The following is an 18011-nucleotide window of genomic DNA, read 5'->3' on the forward strand; positions in this document are numbered from 1 at the left end:
TATTTCAATAATTCAACTACTCAGCCCTTCGATTGCGCATCGTTCTGGATAAGAAGGCTTTTGTTCTTTCTTTTTTCGGATTCCCAAAGAGTTCTTCAGGACTGCCCTCTTCCACTATTTCGCCTTGGTCCATGAACAAAACACGATCTGCAACATCTCGTGCAAATTCCATCTCGTGCGTGACGACGATCATTGTCATATGCTCCTTGGCAAGGTCTTTCATGACATCCAGTACTTCCCCGGTCAGCTCTGGGTCAAGCGCCGATGTCGGTTCATCAAAGAGAAGAATCTCTGGATTCATCATTAACGCCCGGGCAATGGCAACACGTTGTTTCTGCCCGCCTGATAGCTTCGAAGGAAACACATCAGCTTTGTCGGATAGTCCCACTTTTGCTAGTAAATCCATCGCCCGCTTCCGATATCCCTCTTCTGCTCGCTGCTTTACTAGTTTTGGAGCTAGTTCAAGGTTTTGAATAACCGTCAAGTGCGGGAACAAATTGAACTGTTGAAAAACCATGCCCATTTTAGATGTGATGTCTTTCAGTTGTTTTGCTTTTGCATACTGCCCGTCCTGTACTAGTTTTTCTCCTTGAATGGCGATCGTCCCGCCTTCCACTTCTTCCAAGTGTACTAAGCTGCGCAACATCGTGCTTTTCCCAGAGCCTGATGGACCGATCACCGCAATGACTTCATTACGCTCTACTTCAAAAGAAATCCGTTTGAGTACTTCTAGTGGCCCAAATGATTTTTTTAGGTCTTTCACTTCAACGACTGCCATGCAGGACACTCCCTTTCCTTATACTATTATTCAAATCGCATGCGGCGTTCCAACCATTTGAAAAAGAACGTCAACACCATGGTGATGAGCAAGTAAATGAGGGCCGCTACAAAAAATGGGACAATCGTGAAATCACGATTTACAGCTGTTTGTGCAAAGTGAAGCAATTCAGGGACTGCAACTGCATAAAGCAGAGCTGTATCCTTAACAAGTGTAACCGACTCATTAGCAACTGCCGGCAAAGCAATTCGGAACATCTGAGGCAAAACGACCTTGGTTGTCGTCTGCCAGCGATTTAACCCGAGCACTTGAGCTGCTTCGTATTGCCCTTTGTCAATTGCAAGCAGGCCGCCCCTGAAAATTTCTGCAAAATACGCAGCGTAATTCAAGATAAACCCGATACATGCTGCAACAAATCGGTCCAGTACAAGATAGTCGCCCACTACAGGAAGCAATGGCAATCCGAATACAATCACAAGCAATTGAAGCAAGAGCGGAGTGCCTCGCATTAGATAAATATAGGCATGAGCCAGCCATGCGACCGGTTTTACAGAGCTCCGTACCGCTAAGGTGAGCAAAAATCCGAGTGGTATGGAAGCGATGATCGCAATTAAAAAAAGCAGAACCGTCGCTTGTGCTCCTTCAAGCATCGGTTTTAATATCGTCAGCAAATAATCCAAAGACATAGTTGACACTCCTTCAGTAAAATCAAAAAGGGCCCCTCACGGAAACCCTTCCGACTTGATTATTTCAATACTTTATCTTCACCAAACCATTTTGTCGAAATTTCTGCAGCCGTGCCGTCTTCGTTCATTTTATCAAGCGCAGCCTGCAGCTTTTCAAGCAATTCATCATTACCTTTTTTAACACCAATCCCATATTGCTCAGGGGAGAGTGTCTCATCAAGCACTTTGAATGTGCCTTCTTCTTTGGACATGTAATAATCGATGACTACTTGGTCGATAATCACAGCATCAACGCGCCCTGTTTTCAGGTCTGTCAAAGCAAGGACATTGTCTGCATACTCAGAAGTACCTTTGATTTTAGATTTGATCGGATTTGCATCCAAAGCATCCGCAGCGGAAGAGAGGGCTTGAAGTCCGACTTTCTTCCCTTCAAGGTCGTTTAATTCCTTCACTGGCGAATCTGCCAGAGTAGCTACGACTTGCGCGTTTTCCAAATACGGCTTTGTGAAGAGCACTTTGCCTTTTCGATCTTCAGTGATTGTGTACCCATTCCAGATCAAATCAATACGTCCGCTGCTCAGTTCAGTCTCTTTCGTCTTCCAGTCGATCGGCTGGAATTTCACGTCCATTCCCATATGTTCTGCTGCAGCTCTAGCATAATCAATATCGAAACCTACTAATTCGTTCTTTTCATCCCGGAAACCCATAGGAGCAAATTTATCATCTACACCAATAATCAGTTGACTATCCGCTTCCTTTGAAGCATTGGAGCTTCCGCAGGCCGCCAGCAAACCGAGGGTCAAAATGGTTATCATCATAAAAGTAATTTTGCGTTTCATTATACAATCCCCTTTTCTCTTCATCACTTTAACGCGTTAACGTATTAGTAATATAACATGCGTTTCAAAGTTTGTGAAGAGGCTTCATGATAGTCGAAATGTTAAATATTTTCACTCTCAAAACAACGGAGTTTATATGCCTCGACAATCAGGAAAAGTAAAGGAAGCTTCTATATAACATGAACAGGAGGATTTTACATGACAAAAGAAACGGACAACAGAATGTTCATGGAAAGTGAACGGCAACAAAAAGAAAAAGATAAGGATTCCTTTATAACCGAATCAGATAAACAGCTAATCGAAGACGTTGACATTTCCCCTAGCTTTGTAAGCGAAGATGGCGATGGTAAACATCTTGAGGGCATGTTTCCTGAAACCGGCATGAAGCATAGTGCATACCAAGATGAATTTTCGCATGAACCTGTTATCAAGCATGGAAGAAGCGAAGAAGAGGAAACCCATAAAAGCAATGAATAACAACAAAACAGCTGCTTCGCCTTCTAATTGGCGAAGCAGCTGTTTAGTCTTTATATGGATCAAACTCGTTTGCTCCGGCCATACAAACGCCAACTGGCCGCAACACATGTATAATTTCAATCGTTTCCTCATGCGCATCCAACACGGTTTGCAGCTGACGATAAACAAAAGGACTTTCATCCGTTCCCCCGCCGCGCAGCTCGACTCCGAACTGAGCGACCGCATCGGCCATCTGCTTTTCAGATATTTGTCCGCCAGTTCGTTTTTTCGTCTTCCAATTCATTTTACCTGCCGCTTGTGTACGGCTCATAATTCGACCGGCTCCATGGACGGTACTATAGAAGGCATCCTTATTCGCTTCATTATCTTTACCCCGCACAATGACCGAAATATCCCCCATACTTCCGCCAATGAAGCCTAATTGGCCAGGAGCCGACGGAGTTGCACCTTTACGGACAACCATCCGTTCCTTCCCTTCATGAGTTTCCTTCCAGGCAAAATTATGGTGGTTATGGACTTCCATCAAAGATTTCGCCCCTAAGATATTCAGCACTTGATCCATGACAACATCTCTGCCGGCATACGCATATTTCCCAGCAAGCGTCATGGCCCGGTAATACATATCTCCCAGTTCCGTTTCTAGATCCAGTAAAGTAGGTGCTTGCTCCATACTCTCGCCCGGTCCCCGATCTGAAAACTTTCTGCCGTTCGCCAAATTGAGAAAACCGCTTGCCGTCTTATGCCCAAATCCCCGGCTTCCAAAATGATTTGCGATCCACACATCTCCGGTCTCTTCTTCAATTAAAAGGTCCACATAATGATTACCCGCGCCAACTGTGCCAAGCTGATCAGACGCCAGCTTCTTCAGCCGGTCATGCTCCTGCTGGCCGATTCGTTTATAAACATCCCAGTCTGGATCTTCAAACAGTGAATGATCGACAGGCTCGGCATTTTTTCGACCCATCCCAAAGGAAATCCGGGATGCGATCGCATCCATAATCTTTGGGATGTCTTCTTGTATATCATGCCACTTCATATCTGTGCGCACCGCCTTGTTGCCGCACGCTATATCATAGCCAACCCCCGAAGGAGATAATTGACCATCATAAACAACGACTCCCCCAACGGGCTGGCTATACCCATAATGCCCATCTGCACATAGCACGCCCCCAACCACATTGCCAGTATTCAAACAATTGTCAAACTGCCGTAGTGTCTGTTCTTCGTGCTCCCCGAACACACGCTTCCTCATTCCCTCAACTCCTGTATTTGTTTATAGTAGATTACCATTATTTCATACGGCAGAAAGAATAGAAACTCATATGAGAATGCATAACAGTTCCGGTACAACTACTTCAGCAATCGATTCAGATTGTTAAAAGGTCAAGGTACAAAAAGAAAAAAACCTTACTTCAATATTGAAGCTAGGATTTTAATATACTAAGTTTGCTCAATGACTAGTTCAGTTATAGTCAACCCACAAATAAAGACATACAATATATTTCCCCGTTTACTATAAGACAGACCTTTTCGATTAATTACTTATAGGATTCGAGCGCATAACCAATGCAAACCAAATGGCAAATCCAAGATAAACTAATGACAGGATAAAGAACATAAAATCAAACTGCTCGGCCAACTGCCGGATTAGAGCAAAAAGTACAACAACAAAATGTATAAGATTTCCTAACACGACAGGTTTGTTATAGATGCCGCCGATTCGGGCCGAGCGTTTAAACCAGTTCAACATGGCGAATCCTAAATAGAGTCCCCCGATGATTTGCAGTAGAATCAGACTAATAGGCGATGAGCCACCTAAAATTTCGGAAATTTCTTCCGACATAAAGGTTCCTGCCAACCCTATCAATCCCATCATCACGGCACTGCTGCTCAAAAGCCATTTTGTTTTCATTTAGTTTCCTCTTTTCATAACAAATTGAAATTTTCTAACGAGGAAATTGTAAGGCAAGTGATAGTTTTGACCGCAATAAACCACGTGTACAGTCCTGTGAAAATTGAATAGCTTAGCTTCCTAGAAACTTAAAATTGCACAGGATGAAACCTAAAACGCATTCGATTAGTAGTCGACGTTTTCGACTTGTAAACTAAGTCTCTTTTCCCGCCATTCCGTGAAGTTTATTACATCATATGACTCGAGCAATCGGTCGATACCAACGTCAAATACACCAGACATCTCCTCACACGAGTCGCCAATTACATTCTGTACGTTTTCTATTGCATTAATTTACGTAAATGTTCATGCTTCAAGAATTAACACATCGTACGGATTACAAGTAATGGTATGTTGCTTGTTCGGCGACAGGCCCGCAGATTTGTCTTTATGCCCTTCTGCGACTTTGCAGCGTTTTTTCAGTGTGCGAGTAATTTACGTACAAATGATGTCTTGCGTTAACGCATCGGTACGTATAACTTGCTAGCAGAGCACACCTACGAGCTAGCCGGATAATTAGCTAATAGGAGTCCAATATTCTTTGATCGATCGCAGCCGCACCCAATCCGCAACTTTTTAGTGAATAAATGCTTGGTGTTCTTTAATTAACGATACAAGCATATCGAATGGCCGAACAAATTTAAATCCATATCAATAGTCATCGCGTTTATTTATATCTATTCAAGCCTAATTAGTGGATTAATGAAATAGAAATGAATCCGATTAGCTTGCTTTGAACGGATTCGTCATATATAATTTTTACTGTTCTCTATTAACTATAGTTTTCTTAAACCATGTCTCAGTAGCTCAGGGGATAGAGCGACGGCCTCCTAAGCCGTAGGTCGCAGGTTCGAATCCTGCCTGGGACGTCATATCTCTCCATAGCGCACTTTGCCGCGGTTTATTGTCATAACGTCACTCGTTGACTTATCGGCAGTCTACCGCGGCTTTTCGTTTAGGCAGGGTGTAGCTTCCGGCTGAATTCGTAGTTAGAAGAGGGACTTTAACTTTAATCTGAATTCATGTTCTAATGAACAGACATTCAACGTAGCAAATAACGAATTTTTTATTATGCAACGAAACTAACTATTCTATCGTGTCAATAAATCCATTTATTTTGTTGACTCTAATTATTATTTGTTTTACTAATTACGAGGCCAAGTATGAATTTCGGAGGAAAATTTATGCTATTTATGTTGATTGTCAAAGCTTCACAGAATTCAGAATGTGGAAATCTCCCAAATCCAGAGCTCAATGAAGCAATGAGTCATTACAATGAGGAATTAGTTAAAGCAGGTGTGCGGGTTGCGGCTAAGGGACTCTATCCAAGTTCAAATGGGCTTCGCATTTCGTTTCCGAGACCAGGAGAAAAAGTAGTTACGGATGGTCCCTTTACTGAAACAAAAGATTTGATTGCCGGCTTCATATTGATTGATGTGAAGTCGAGGGAAGAAGCTATCGAATGGGCAATGCGGATGCCGGACCCACAGGGCTTTGGGGAAGGTCAGATTGAACTCCGTCAAGTAATTGATGATCCTTTACTGTTTGCAAAAGAAGTAGCTAATTACAGGAGAGATTAAAGAAAGAAACAGATTTCAATACTTGGACTGCTTATGGCGAACCAATGAAAAACAATCCTTCTACAACCCAGAAATCTAAATCGCCCATTCTTGAAAAAGCAAAACAGGATGGAAACAAATAAAGAATAATTGAGAGTAACGAAACAATTTCCTATCAATAAAATACGTAATTATAAGCCGTTTCTTATTTAGAGACGGCTTTTATTTAAGAATTTTAAGTAATTGATTGTGAAAAAATCACATTTTCTTGAAAAAATGCTTCTATCAAATCAAGGTATTTTTCAGTATGAACCAAACTCATTTCCCCATGATTCATGCCCTCTGCAATAAATAGAGTACTATGAGCAATGGTTTCCTTCAACAGCCGCGCCGACTTTTTCATTAGTTGTATTTCTTTAGAGCCGACAATAATCAATACATTCGCCTTTGTCTCCTTCACTCTATTATTCAGATGAAAGTTTCCATTGCTGTATGTGATGTTCATCAGTGATTCTTTTGATATCTTTTTACTGTCTTCGAAGTATTGATCAAACAAATTATCCTCTATTTGCAACGTTCTAGCCTGCATCTTTGCAAACCACTTCCATCGAATCCATCCGTAGGTCATTTTTTGAGCCATTAATGACATTTTCGTCAGTTTTTCGATAGGAATAGCTAACCCACTTTCAATAACGGCATGCCGGGTAATGGCTTTCCTTTTTGAAATCACTTCCATGACGATCTGGGCACCTAACGACAACCCACATATGGCAAATACCCGACCGTTGCAATGCGTATCTATAAACGTAATCAACTGATCTGCTGAATCCTCAATACTTTTAAAGATTGTTTCGCTATCTTCGCCATGCCCATCTATAATTGGTGTGACCACGTAATATTTTTTCGATAAATAATCAACTTGTCTTTTCAAGGACCAATCTGAAAGCCCACCGCCGTGCAGCAATATAATCGTTTCCATTTCTGAATTCCCCGATACGTTAAACTTCATGACTTCCCCCTAATGGTATTCTTTCTTATAAAAAAGCTTCTTTAGATTCTCTATTGATTCTACATCTCGTTCAAAATAATAGTTCCAGTCAACGGAGGCAAGGTCATTACCCACCTCTTCCAATAAATTTGCCTCATACCCATTAAGCATCCACTTAATATAGGTAAACACCTCACGCGTGGACATGTCATCCCGAAACAAATCCATATCCAAGTTGTCATGAAGCTTACTTAAAATATCCTCTTCAAGCTTAGTTAGCTGTTCACCCATTTTTGTCGGCAGCTCGATTTCATTTCTAAACTGGTAATAGTAACTAGAAAGAAAACTAAATAAATAGGGATTTTCTTGATAAATGGCATGTTTTAAACTACGCTGCTGCTTATACCTTTCAAAAAAATCCCGAATGTCTGTATCCATTTTATTGACGTAGTGGTCCTTTACATAATCGATCGCAAACTCAAGAAGAAAATAAACTAATTGCTGTTTGTTTTGAAAATAATAGAAAAGCAAGCCCTTCGAAATTCCTGCCCGTTTGATAATACGATTGGTTGAGGCATTTGAAAAACCATGCGTTGCAAATTCCTCAAACGACGCATTCATGATTTTTTTGCGTTTTTCAATGTCCATATCCCACAAGTTATTCATCAAAACCCTCCACTTTGACCAGGTTGGTCAATTCCAGTATAGAACATTTGACCAACCCGGTCAAATTAACACAAAAAATGAGATGGCCAAAAGTACAAAGCCATCTTTAAATCAATCATATTGTCCAACTCATTCTCTACCAAACCAATTCAAAAGTTTCAAATCAACCTCATCGACATACCCTATATCTTCTTCACCATCCCAAAGGATGATTTTTGAGGTCTCAGCATTCTTCTGAAAGGGCTGTAATTGATTAATGCTCGTGAAGTATACGGGGTTATATTTCAGTGTTTCAGTTGCCAGGTTCTTCACCTTCATCAGGCCCTTAAACTGCATTTCCGTTACCCTTTGTCCTGTTTCCTCATAAAGCTCCCGAATCGCACAATCCCTGGCAGTTTCATGAGCTTCTCTCTGTCCAGCAGGGATTTCCCATTGTTCTCTCCATGTGTTATAGCACATTAGATATTTACCGGCACATTCAACAATTGCAAAGGAGCCGGCAATTGGATGATACCGCATTATTTCTTTTTCGGTCAGCGGAATGAATTCCACCCATTCGTATCCATGATTTTTTGTGATCATCTTTTCACCCATGTACCCTATCCCCTTTATCAAGTCATTGACTACTTCCGCTGCCTTTCCATTACTTCCGCCACTTGCTGACTATGCCCTTCACCCTCTAAATACAACTTCTCAATGATCGTTTTATAGTCCTTGTCATTTCGATTTTGGCTTAATTTATATGCAGCTTGGACTTCGGTCACCTTAATCTTGAATCCCACAATACCTTTGAGTTCTTTCGTAATTAACCCGTCTGAAAGCTTTTCCCATACGACACCTTCTGGACGATGACTTTCGTATTTCTTTAATAAATGCGTCAGATCTTGGACAAGTTCTTTTTGAGTTACTATTTCTGGCACGCCATAAAGATGTACAGCCTGGTAATTCCATGTCGGTACGTTTTCCTCTTCATACCATGAAGAAGAAATATAGGAATGCGGTCCTTGAATAACGAGAAGAACTTCTTCGCTTTCCTTAAAAGATTTCCATTGCGGGTTACCGTACGCCATATGACCCGTCACAAAATAATCCTCTCCATTTTGTTTGAAAAGAATTGGAAGATGGGTGGCGATTGGCCTTCCATTCTTTGTAGTAACCAGCATGGCGAACGAGTGCTTTTCGATAAAACTTTTTATTTCTTCCATGTCGGTTACTTTAAAATATTTTGGTATGTACATACTCAGTTAGCCTCCATTCTGTTTCATGTTATTTGATTTATATTAGCATTCTAACAGTTTCCACGTTTAATCAATATGAAAATCACCAAAATGTATCCGTTTCCTTCTATTTTATTAAGTATGAGTACCACCAAGTGAGGCACACTAATAAAAGCGAATTGTAAGAGGAGCGATACTGATGACAGATCAAGACAAACGTCGATTTTTGCCAAAACAAGAACAACTGCGATTAAAGAGCTACGAAGAGTTCTCTCATGAATTTGCCTCCCTGGGCGATTACCGCAACGCAATGATCGAATCATACCGTGAGATGAAGAAAGCCGAAGACCAACGCGAACAGGAAGATTCATAAAGTGTCGACCTCTCAATAAGGGGTAAAGATGGGTAATACATTTCTGACAGGAGGCCGTTACGACATGGAGAGAAGTTCATCTACCGAAAGATTTCAACCGTTGACCTCCATTTCCAGCGGAGATGGATTGGAAGTAACACCAGATCTATACTGCCTGACGATCCAAATCGTCAATGTCGTTTTTTATGGGCATGCAGGTGAGAGTAATGATTGGGTGTTAATTGATGCCGGGATGCCTAAATCAGCTGATGCGATTAGAGAAGCAGCCGAGGATCGATTTGGCAAAAACAATCCGCCAAAAGCAATCATCTTGACACATGGACATTTTGATCATATCGGCGGACTGATAGATCTGTTAGAAGTTTGGCATGTACCTGTTTACGCTCATCCATTGGAAATTCCCTATTTAACAGGGCGAAAGGATTATCCGAAACCAGATATGTCTGTCGAGGGAGGAATGGTTGCAAAGTTGTCATTCATCTTTCCCCATGAAGGCATCGATCTTGGCCATAACGTCCATCCACTCGCAAATGACCATATGGTGCCTTTTATGCCCGAATGGAAATGGATTCATACGCCTGGGCATACGGAAGGACATATTTCCCTCTTCCGTGCAAATGACCATGCAATGATTGTAGGTGATGCTTTTGTGACTGTTCGCCAAGATGCGCTTTATAAAGTGATAACGCAAGAGAAAGAAGTAAGTGGCCCACCACGTTATTTGACAACCGACTGGGAGAATTCCGAGCAATCCGTTGAAATTCTTCAAGCCTTAGACCCGCACGTCGCTATCACAGGGCATGGCCAGCCGGCAGAGGGCAGATGGCTGAAAGAGAAACTGACAGAACTTGCCGCTAATTTTCGCAAAACGGCTGTTCCGGATTATGGTAAATTCGTCGAGGATGATCATTAAGAAGCTACTCTAGCCGGATTCCAAAGGATCCGGCTTTTCATTATGTTATTTTGAAACGATTCCCTGAGTTTGTATAGAGTATCGCAAAGACAATTAACAACAAGAGTAAAACGATGCCAACTATAAGAAATACTAAGGAGTCAAGCATGTCACTTGCTCCCATTAAGATAAGGCTAAAAAAAACCCCATACATAATTTTACCCATAAATCTGCATAATGCCGGCTCGTCATAATTTGCTTTGTCTTCCTCAGACAATGTATTATAACCCGCCAGAAGCGCTGCGCCCTTACCACTTGAAAGGACTAGCGCGAAAATAAGGAAAGGCACGGATAAAAACAGAAGGCTCCATCCCAGTGAGACCCACTTCCTTTCTAAAATGTTCCTTCTATTATATAGAGTTTCATCAAGCCAATAGTTTCACATAAAAAAGACGAAGAAGCATTTACTCCCTCGTCTTTCATTTTCACTATTTATAATCCCCTTACACGATTAACAAAACAATGAATGCGAAGATGGCAACAAATATAAGCAGAATAACTGTCGGTATGAGAATCGTAATCAAAGCTTTCCATACTGGAAAACGGTGTGCTTCTGCAACGCAAAACAATGTTCCGATGAATCCCCATATGCCAAAAACAATACTTAGGAAGGCTGAAATGAACAGCCATATAGTAGCACCAAATCCTCCTTCTATATAAGAAGAGAAGATAGAGCTTCCAATTATAATTAAATCGGGAATCCAAACAATGCCGGCAATGATATAGAATATATTTACGATTCCAAAGACAGCACGTAATTCTTTATAGGTACCTATGCCTCCCAGCCATTTTCCGATAATGTATGCGATTCCTGACCCGATCCACCAGCCAATATAACCAAAAATCGGGCCCGCTACTAACGCGATCAAAAAGATAAACGGTGTGGGTATATTATCCCCCATATTTTTGGTAACAGCTTTGTCCAACACTTCGAAGATGCCGCCAATTAAGACTAACACAACAAGGTAGCTCATTGGCATTTTTTCAATCGCATACCGGGCCGTCACTTTTGGCCGAACCCAAATGGACAGCCACGGATTCAACTTTTCAGGAACTGGCTGATGATTTTCTACTACTGTGTTCATTTTGTACCTCCATTTTCTATGTATTGCCATCACTATACGATTATCTTGAAGAATTGTTTCAATCATTCTCTAAAAAGGGTAAAACGATAGAGAAGAAAAGAGAGATTCAGTCCTTTGGAATCAAAAAAAGAGGAGGATGGCTCCTCCTCTAAAACACTTAACTGCGGTTCAATTCTTTCCCCATTCCTTTTAAGAAATTCAGAGAGAATTTAACTGCTTCATTAATATCAGGGTCATTCAAAGCGGTCAACATTTGGAATACACTGACCTTCGTATCACTGCCTCTGTATAATTCAGCCTCTGTCAAACCGCTTTGCACACTAGCAGCGAGCTTGGAGGTCGTTTCCGGGTTGATGGAAGAAAGCATGCCTGCCGCATTCGTCAGATGGTTGATCATATTGGTAACTGGCTCCCGGGAAGCTTGTGATACGGCAATGCCAGCCAGCTTTTCCCGCGCCTCCGCCATTGCTTTTACTGCATCTAATATGCCTGCCTCATTTAATTCATTTGTGATGGCGAGTATTTTTTTGACAGCTTGCTCCTGTTCCGCCAGCAAAGATTGCAATTCATTTAATTTCGCTTCTTGAATTTCCTCCTGAGAAAATTCTCTTCTGTTTATCGTTGTAATCGGCGCAGCCATCTATACTCACCCTTTCTCCACGTCGGTTAAATGCTCATAGCCTGGTCTTGCCCATTTCCGTTCCACTTCCACTCCATTTTGCGGATGTCTTTTCTTATTTCGCGGATTAGATGCTGGCAATGGGTTCTTGCCTTCTTTCCGAATTACTTCCATCCGTACTTTTGTCTGCTTAAAGGCTGGCGTGTTGGTTCTCTGGTCAACAGCCGGTCCCGTCAGGAAGTTAATGGCTGATTCTTTTTCCACTGAATTCATCGGCAGGAACAGTTCATTTCCTTTCACTCGGTCCGTGACGAGCGCAGGTAGCCGCAATGCACCGTACGGCGATACGAGTCGTACGGTTGAACCGCTGACAACACCGCGTTCCTTCGCCAGTTCCGGTGATACCTCCACAAATATTTCTGGTACTTTAGATTGGATTCCATCAGATTTATTCGTCATATTTCCTTCATGGAAGTGTTCCAGCATACGTCCATTATTAATATGCAAATCAAATTCATCCGGGAATTGAGCCGGCTCTACCCAATCAGATAGGGCGAATCGGGCTTTTTTATCCGGGAAATTAAAACCATTCATATATAGAAGCGGTGTACTTTCACCGCCCAAGCTACCCCAGAAGAAACTGTCCCACCCTTCCATGACTGAATAATTCGCTTGGCCGAACAATGGAGATAAACTTGCCATTTCGGCAAAAATTTCACCTGGATGACTGTAGTTCCAATCCGCTCCAAGACGGTTCGCGATCTCCTGCATGATTTTCCAATCAGCTTTCGCATCACCCAGCTCCGGCAATGCTTGATACAATCGTTGCACACGTCTTTCCGTATTGGTGAAAGTTCCATCTTTCTCAAGCGAAGGAACAGCTGGTAATATGACATCAGCATATCGGGCTGTTCGAGAGAAGAAGATGTCCTGAACGACAAGGAAATCCAGCTTGGAAAGTACATCATGGACATGATTGGCGTTCGAATCGACGAGCGCCATATCTTCCCCCACAATATACATCCCTTTCATAATTCCTTGATCGACCGCATGAAGCATTTGAATATTATCAAGTCCAGGCTTCTCTTCGATCTCAACGCCATATGCCCTCTCGAACTTCTTTCGCGCAGCGTCATCAGTGACGTGCTGGTACCCCGGCAACCAGCCAGGAAGCGTTCCCATATCGCATGCACCTTGCACGTTGTTATGTCCCCGCAATGGATAAGCGCCAGCTCCAGGACGTCGATAATTCCCTGTAGCCAGAAGCAAATTGGAGATAGCGGCGGACGTATCGGATCCACCTGTATTTTGCGTAACGCCCATTCCCCATAAAATACATGTTCCATCTGCATCCCGAATCATTTCTGCTGTCTGGATCAACTTCTCTTTCGGCACGCCGGTAATATGCTCTGCAAAATCCATTGTGTACGTATGCAGCACTTCTTTCAATTCTTCAAAATAGTGAACGTTATCACGGATGAATTGTTCGTCATGCCATCCTTGGTCAATCATATATTTTGTAATCGCCATCAGCCAGACTTGATCTGTTCCTTGCTTCGGACTAATAAAAATATCCGAGCGTTCCGCCATTTCATGCTTTCGCAAATCTGCCACGACAAGCTTTTGTCCATGAAGCTTATGCGCCCGTTTCACTCGGGTGGCGAGAACAGGATGGCCTTCTGCTGGATTCGCGCCAACGATAATGACAAGACCCGCTTTTGCAATATCCTTTATCGTCCCGGCATCTCCTCCCATGCCGACAGTGCGGAACAGGCCATCCGTCGCTGGCGACTGGCAATAACGTGAGCAATTGTCCACATTATTCGTCTGGAACACTTGCCTTGCCAACTTCTGCATCAAATAGTTCTCTTCGTTAGTGATTTTCGAAGAAGAGATAAGACCTACGCTATCACGGCCATGCTTCCGATGGATGCCGCCCAATTTGGAAGCAACCAAATCGAGCGCTTCCTCCCAGCTCGCTTCTTCAAATGCTTCGCCACGCCGGATAAGAGGTTTTGTCAAACGTTCCTCACTGTTGATGAAATCCCAGCCGAACTTCCCTTTCACACAAGTGGAGATCGCATTGACAGGTGCCTCTGAAACAGGCTGGATTTTTAATATCTTGCGGTCTTTCGTCCAAACTTCGAAGGAACAGCCTACACCACAAAACGTACAGACAGTCTTGGTCTTTTTCGTCCTCGTTTCCCTCATTGCAGCCTCGGCATCTGAAATCGCCATGATTCCGCTATATCCAGGTTCTACGTCTTTCACCAAATCAATCATTGGTGATAATATGTCATCTTCCAGGTCTGTCATGAAACCAGCCTCGCCAAGCATTGACTTTTCCATTAACGCGTTACAAGGACATACTGTGACGCAGTGTCCGCAGCTGACACAGGAGGAATCATTAATTTTTGCGCCCCCATCCCATAACACAATTGGTCGCTCCCGTTCCCAGTCGATCGAAAGTGTTTCATTCACCTGTAAATTTTGACACACTTCCACACATTGCCCGCAGGCAATGCATTGGTTCGGATCGTATCTGTAAAACGGATTTGTCAAATCAACGCTGTCTTTTGTGCATTTCGGCTCGTAAGGATATTTTTGATGCTCAATCTCCATCATGTCCACAGTGTTATGTATTTTGCAATTCCCATTGTTGTTGTCGCACACTGTGCAATACAGCAGATGGTTTTCGAGAATGCGATCCATGGCCTCTGTCTGTGCCGCCTTAGCACGTGGGGAAGACAATTGCACATTCATCCCCGCTTCAGCACGCGTCGAACAGGATCTGACCAGTTTGCCATCCACTTCCACAATACATGTATCACATGTTTCGATTGGATCGACTTCTGGCAAATGGCAGATTTGAGGATGTGCAATACCTGCTTGATTGATCACTTGGAGAATCGTCATGCCTTCATCGAAGTCATGGCGTGAATCATTAATCTTAATTGACATGTTCTTCCGAGTCCCCTTTCATAAAAAAATCCACTATGAAAAATACGCCAAAAACGCCGGCATACAAACTTTCATAGTGGAAATAGTCCAATAGCAGACCTTGCTAAATAACCAATCCAAATTTAAGATAAATGAGAAAGATAGTGCCGATGCATGACATACAAAAGCACCCTCTTGCATTCTAGTATAGTTCATGGAATTGTAATATACAACTAGTCTTTCGATAATTTCTTGATTATTCTAATTACGAAGAACAGGAGTGGTTGAATGTCGAAGAAAATCCATGAATTTAATGCGATTATCCGGAAGCTACGCAAAGATTTGTTCGGCAAGGGGCCGGAGCGGATCCATTCCGTCATTGTTGATAATATGGTCATTTCCACGCTCTATGGGAATTTGACGCCAACGGAAAAATTCATTGCCGGAACACCAGAGGGAAAAGAGATGGTGCACGCTGCCCGGACTCGGATGATCCAGGAAGTATATGATATTGCACCCCCCGACGGCTTAGAAGAGCTGATTGGAGCCAAATTCGTCCATCTGTTTTCCGATATCAAAGTGGATGACGACATTGCGGTTTCCGTTTTCTTATTCGATCGGAATATTGAGTGAGGAAGGAGAGAAAATAGTGGAACTTCGAAGTCAACGGGCCATTGTAAAATATTCTAACGGCCAGTTTGTTTCAAAAATGGATGAAGTGGCAGTGGAATACCCGATCACTGTACTGTTAAATGGCAAAGAATTTATTACGATTGTCTGCACACCTCAATACATCGAGGAGATGGTCATCGGATTTTTAGCATCCGAAAAAGTCGTTACCGATATCCGCCATATAACAGATGTACGCTGGGAGAAATCGCCAGGAGTTGTCCATGTAACAACGGAGCAAACGTTTCCCTTTTATGAAAAACTGCAAAACAAACGATACATCACATCCTGTTGCGGGATGAGCCGGCAAGGTTTCGTGTTCGCCAATGATGCCCTTGCCGCCAAGAAAGTGGAAACGAGGAATGTACTTCTCACCGCATCGGATTGCTTTACATTGATGGCTCAGCTGGATGAAAATGCGGATTTATTTCATCAGACGGGCGGAGTGCACATCGCTTCCCTTTGCGATCCAAAAGGAGCGGTAGTCCGGCGAATGGATATTGGACGGCATAACGCATTGGATAAGATTTATGGCCATTGTTTGCGCGAAAACATTCCGGTAAAAGATAAAGTGGTTGTTTTCAGTGGGCGCATCTCTTCTGAAATCCTTTTGAAGGTTTCAAAAATTGGCTGTGAAGTTGTACTTTCAAAATCAGCACCGACGGATTTAGCCATTGAACTCGCAGATGAATTGGGCATTACTGCTGTTGGTTTTATTCGCCGCAATACGTTTAATGTCTACTCGCATGCCGAACGCATAACTGACGGATAATTCAAATTCTAAAAAATATTTAGTGACACGAAAACTTTTTGGTGGTATTATGGCGGAAATGTGACAAACCTATGTCTCTATCTTCCAGTTCTGTCACCCGGACCGAGACATCTTTTCTGTCCATCATACTTTTATCAAAAAGGAGACGTGAAAAGTGAAAAAGACAAAAAACAGATGGTTGATCGCCGCTTCTGCCGTAGGAATCCATATCTCAATTGGATCCGTCTATGCATGGAGCAATTTTACGAACCCGTTGATCGAGCAATTTGGCTGGTCAACGAGCCAGGTGCAATTGACATTCAGTATCGCTATACTTTTCCTTGGTCTGTCTGCAGCATTTCTTGGTCATTTCGTTGAGAAATACGGCCCTCGCAAAGCAGGTTTGTTTGCTGCGATTTGTTTTGGTACGGGTGTAATTGGCGCGGGATTTGCTGTAAGCGCTTCCTCACTACCTTTGCTTTATCTGTTCTATGGGGTGCTCGGTGGAATAGGGCTAGGTGTCGGTTACATCTCCCCTGTTTCTACATTGGTGAAATGGTTTCCAGATCGGCGAGGGCTTGCAACGGGCCTTGCGATTATGGGCTTTGGTTTTGCTGCCGCAATTAGCAGTCCGATCATGGAGGCACTGATTACATCCGTCGGCTTAAAAAATACGTTTTTCATTTTAGGAACTGCCTATTTCATCATCATGGTCCTTTCATCGCTTTACTTGGAAAAGCCAGAGGAAGGCTGGGTTCCTGCAGGCTTTAAAGCAAAACTGGAATCTGGAAAAGTGGAAGCAAAACAGGATTTGGCTCAATTGACAGCAAACGAAGCTGTTAAGACAAAACGATTCTACTATTTATGGCTTATGCTGTTCATCAATGTCACATGTGGCATCGCAATCTTGTCTGCTGCCAAACCGCTGGCCATTGAAAGTATTGGTATGACGACAGTTCAAGCGGCGGCACTTGTCGGAGTCCTTGGATTGTTCAATGGAGCCGGCCGACTTGGATGGGCATCGATTTCCGATTATATCGGCAGACAACATACGTACACTGCCTTTTTCGTTATCCAGCTTGCCTTGTTCGCGCTGTTGCCATTTACGACGAACGCTATTATTTTCCAGGTTATGTTAGCTGTCATCTATACTTGCTACGGCGGCGGCTTCGCTTGCATACCTGCTTATATCGGAGACATTTTTGGAACGAAGCAGCTTGGTGCCATCCACGGCTATATTTTAACTGCATGGTCAGCGGCAGGGATTGCCGGTCCAATGTTCGCTGCTTGGATGAAAGATACGACGGGAAGCTATGAAAGCAGTCTACTGTTCTTCGCTGGACTTTTTGCTGTTGCATTCATCATCTCTCTGCTTATTAAAGCAGATATCAAGAAAGTACGTGCAAGAAATGGCGTAGAAAACAAGAAAATGCCAGAACCGCTTAAGAGCGTCTAATAAAT

Annotated in this window: 20 protein-coding genes and 1 tRNA gene; 8 read left to right on the plus strand and 13 right to left on the minus strand. The window is 42.8% G+C overall.

Annotation, left to right across the window (positions count from 1 at the left end):
* Positions 1 to 16 precede the first annotated feature (16 nt).
* The 3 genes from L7D49_RS13110 to L7D49_RS13120 are packed head-to-tail and all read right to left on the minus strand — an operon-like array spanning position 17 to position 2303.
* Complete coding sequence (locus L7D49_RS13110; protein ID WP_238081538.1) at positions 17 to 778, minus strand: amino acid ABC transporter ATP-binding protein; 762 nt, start codon at positions 776 to 778, stop codon at positions 17 to 19.
* 26 nt (positions 779 to 804) lie between these two features.
* Positions 805 to 1464 (minus strand): amino acid ABC transporter permease, encoded by a 660-nt coding sequence (locus L7D49_RS13115; protein ID WP_238081540.1) that lies wholly within the window; start codon positions 1462 to 1464, stop codon positions 805 to 807.
* A 59-nt stretch (positions 1465 to 1523) separates the two neighbouring features.
* Positions 1524 to 2303, minus strand: coding sequence for an amino acid ABC transporter substrate-binding protein (locus L7D49_RS13120; RefSeq protein ID WP_238081542.1), 780 nt, complete (start codon positions 2301 to 2303; stop codon positions 1524 to 1526).
* A gap of 198 nt (positions 2304 to 2501) precedes the next feature.
* Between L7D49_RS13120 and L7D49_RS13125 the strand changes: the two genes are divergently transcribed.
* Positions 2502 to 2780 carry a hypothetical protein gene (locus L7D49_RS13125; RefSeq protein WP_238081544.1) on the plus strand — a complete coding sequence of 93 codons (279 nt, stop codon included), beginning with the start codon at positions 2502 to 2504 and terminating at the stop codon, positions 2778 to 2780.
* 43 nt (positions 2781 to 2823) lie between these two features.
* Here the strand turns inward: L7D49_RS13125 and L7D49_RS13130 are convergent, their stop codons facing one another.
* The gene (locus L7D49_RS13130) at positions 2824 to 4032 is read right to left on the minus strand and encodes an RtcB family protein (protein WP_238081546.1); all 1209 of its coding nucleotides are present in this window, start codon (positions 4030 to 4032) and stop codon (positions 2824 to 2826) included.
* 282 nt (positions 4033 to 4314) lie between these two features.
* Complete coding sequence (locus tag L7D49_RS13135) at positions 4315 to 4692, minus strand: multidrug DMT transporter permease (RefSeq protein ID WP_238081548.1); 378 nt, start codon at positions 4690 to 4692, stop codon at positions 4315 to 4317.
* Between the two features lie 835 nt (positions 4693 to 5527).
* On the opposite strand from L7D49_RS13135, the gene L7D49_RS13140 reads away from it, so the two are divergent.
* A tRNA-Arg gene (locus L7D49_RS13140) sits at positions 5528 to 5600 on the plus strand.
* Between the two features lie 315 nt (positions 5601 to 5915).
* A complete protein-coding gene (locus L7D49_RS13145; protein ID WP_238082755.1) occupies positions 5916 to 6311 on the plus strand; it encodes a YciI family protein in 396 nt (131 codons plus the stop codon).
* Between the two features lie 214 nt (positions 6312 to 6525).
* Here the strand turns inward: L7D49_RS13145 and L7D49_RS13150 are convergent, their stop codons facing one another.
* The 4 genes from L7D49_RS13150 to L7D49_RS13165 all read right to left on the minus strand — a co-directional run bounded on the left by L7D49_RS13150 (position 6526) and on the right by L7D49_RS13165 (position 9182).
* Entirely contained in the window at positions 6526 to 7299 is a 774-nt protein-coding gene (locus L7D49_RS13150) for an alpha/beta fold hydrolase (protein WP_238081550.1), read from the minus strand.
* Positions 7300 to 7308: 9 nt separating this feature from the next.
* Positions 7309 to 7944 carry a TetR/AcrR family transcriptional regulator gene (locus L7D49_RS13155; RefSeq protein ID WP_238081552.1) on the minus strand — a complete coding sequence of 212 codons (636 nt, stop codon included), beginning with the start codon at positions 7942 to 7944 and terminating at the stop codon, positions 7309 to 7311.
* Between the two features lie 129 nt (positions 7945 to 8073).
* Positions 8074 to 8538 (minus strand): NUDIX domain-containing protein, encoded by a 465-nt coding sequence (locus tag L7D49_RS13160; protein WP_238081554.1) that lies wholly within the window; start codon positions 8536 to 8538, stop codon positions 8074 to 8076.
* A gap of 29 nt (positions 8539 to 8567) precedes the next feature.
* Positions 8568 to 9182 (minus strand): FMN-binding negative transcriptional regulator, encoded by a 615-nt coding sequence (locus L7D49_RS13165; protein WP_238081556.1) that lies wholly within the window; start codon positions 9180 to 9182, stop codon positions 8568 to 8570.
* A gap of 178 nt (positions 9183 to 9360) precedes the next feature.
* Here L7D49_RS13165 and L7D49_RS13170 point away from each other — a divergent pair, with 178 nt between their 5' ends.
* Complete coding sequence (locus L7D49_RS13170; protein WP_238081558.1) at positions 9361 to 9534, plus strand: hypothetical protein; 174 nt, start codon at positions 9361 to 9363, stop codon at positions 9532 to 9534.
* 28 nt (positions 9535 to 9562) lie between these two features.
* On the plus strand, positions 9563 to 10447 hold the full coding sequence (locus tag L7D49_RS13175; protein ID WP_418895883.1) for an MBL fold metallo-hydrolase: 885 nt from the start codon (positions 9563 to 9565) through the stop codon (positions 10445 to 10447).
* Between the two features lie 40 nt (positions 10448 to 10487).
* On the opposite strand, the gene L7D49_RS13180 is transcribed toward L7D49_RS13175, so the two are convergent.
* The 4 genes from L7D49_RS13180 to fdhF all read right to left on the minus strand — a co-directional run bounded on the left by L7D49_RS13180 (position 10488) and on the right by fdhF (position 15151).
* The gene (locus L7D49_RS13180) at positions 10488 to 10775 is read right to left on the minus strand and encodes a DUF3784 domain-containing protein (protein ID WP_238081560.1); all 288 of its coding nucleotides are present in this window, start codon (positions 10773 to 10775) and stop codon (positions 10488 to 10490) included.
* 154 nt (positions 10776 to 10929) lie between these two features.
* A complete protein-coding gene (locus L7D49_RS13185) occupies positions 10930 to 11571 on the minus strand; it encodes a Yip1 family protein (RefSeq protein WP_238081562.1) in 642 nt (213 codons plus the stop codon).
* A 157-nt stretch (positions 11572 to 11728) separates the two neighbouring features.
* Positions 11729 to 12211 carry a helical membrane plugin domain-containing protein gene (locus tag L7D49_RS13190; RefSeq protein WP_238081564.1) on the minus strand — a complete coding sequence of 161 codons (483 nt, stop codon included), beginning with the start codon at positions 12209 to 12211 and terminating at the stop codon, positions 11729 to 11731.
* 6 nt (positions 12212 to 12217) lie between these two features.
* Positions 12218 to 15151 carry a formate dehydrogenase subunit alpha gene (gene fdhF, locus L7D49_RS13195; protein WP_238081566.1) on the minus strand — a complete coding sequence of 978 codons (2934 nt, stop codon included), beginning with the start codon at positions 15149 to 15151 and terminating at the stop codon, positions 12218 to 12220.
* A gap of 267 nt (positions 15152 to 15418) precedes the next feature.
* Here fdhF and L7D49_RS13200 point away from each other — a divergent pair, with 267 nt between their 5' ends.
* From L7D49_RS13200 to L7D49_RS13210, 3 genes are all read left to right on the plus strand, one after another.
* Positions 15419 to 15763 carry a Na-translocating system protein MpsC family protein gene (locus L7D49_RS13200; RefSeq protein WP_238081568.1) on the plus strand — a complete coding sequence of 115 codons (345 nt, stop codon included), beginning with the start codon at positions 15419 to 15421 and terminating at the stop codon, positions 15761 to 15763.
* Between the two features lie 13 nt (positions 15764 to 15776).
* Positions 15777 to 16571, plus strand: coding sequence for a formate dehydrogenase accessory sulfurtransferase FdhD (gene fdhD / locus L7D49_RS13205; protein ID WP_418895892.1), 795 nt, complete (start codon positions 15777 to 15779; stop codon positions 16569 to 16571).
* Between the two features lie 154 nt (positions 16572 to 16725).
* A complete protein-coding gene (locus tag L7D49_RS13210) occupies positions 16726 to 18006 on the plus strand; it encodes an L-lactate MFS transporter (RefSeq protein ID WP_238081570.1) in 1281 nt (426 codons plus the stop codon).
* Positions 18007 to 18011: the final 5 nt, after the last annotated feature.

The organism is Sporosarcina cyprini, assembly GCF_022048975.1.
Taxonomy (GTDB): Bacteria; Bacillota; Bacilli; order Bacillales_A; family Planococcaceae; genus Sporosarcina; species Sporosarcina cyprini.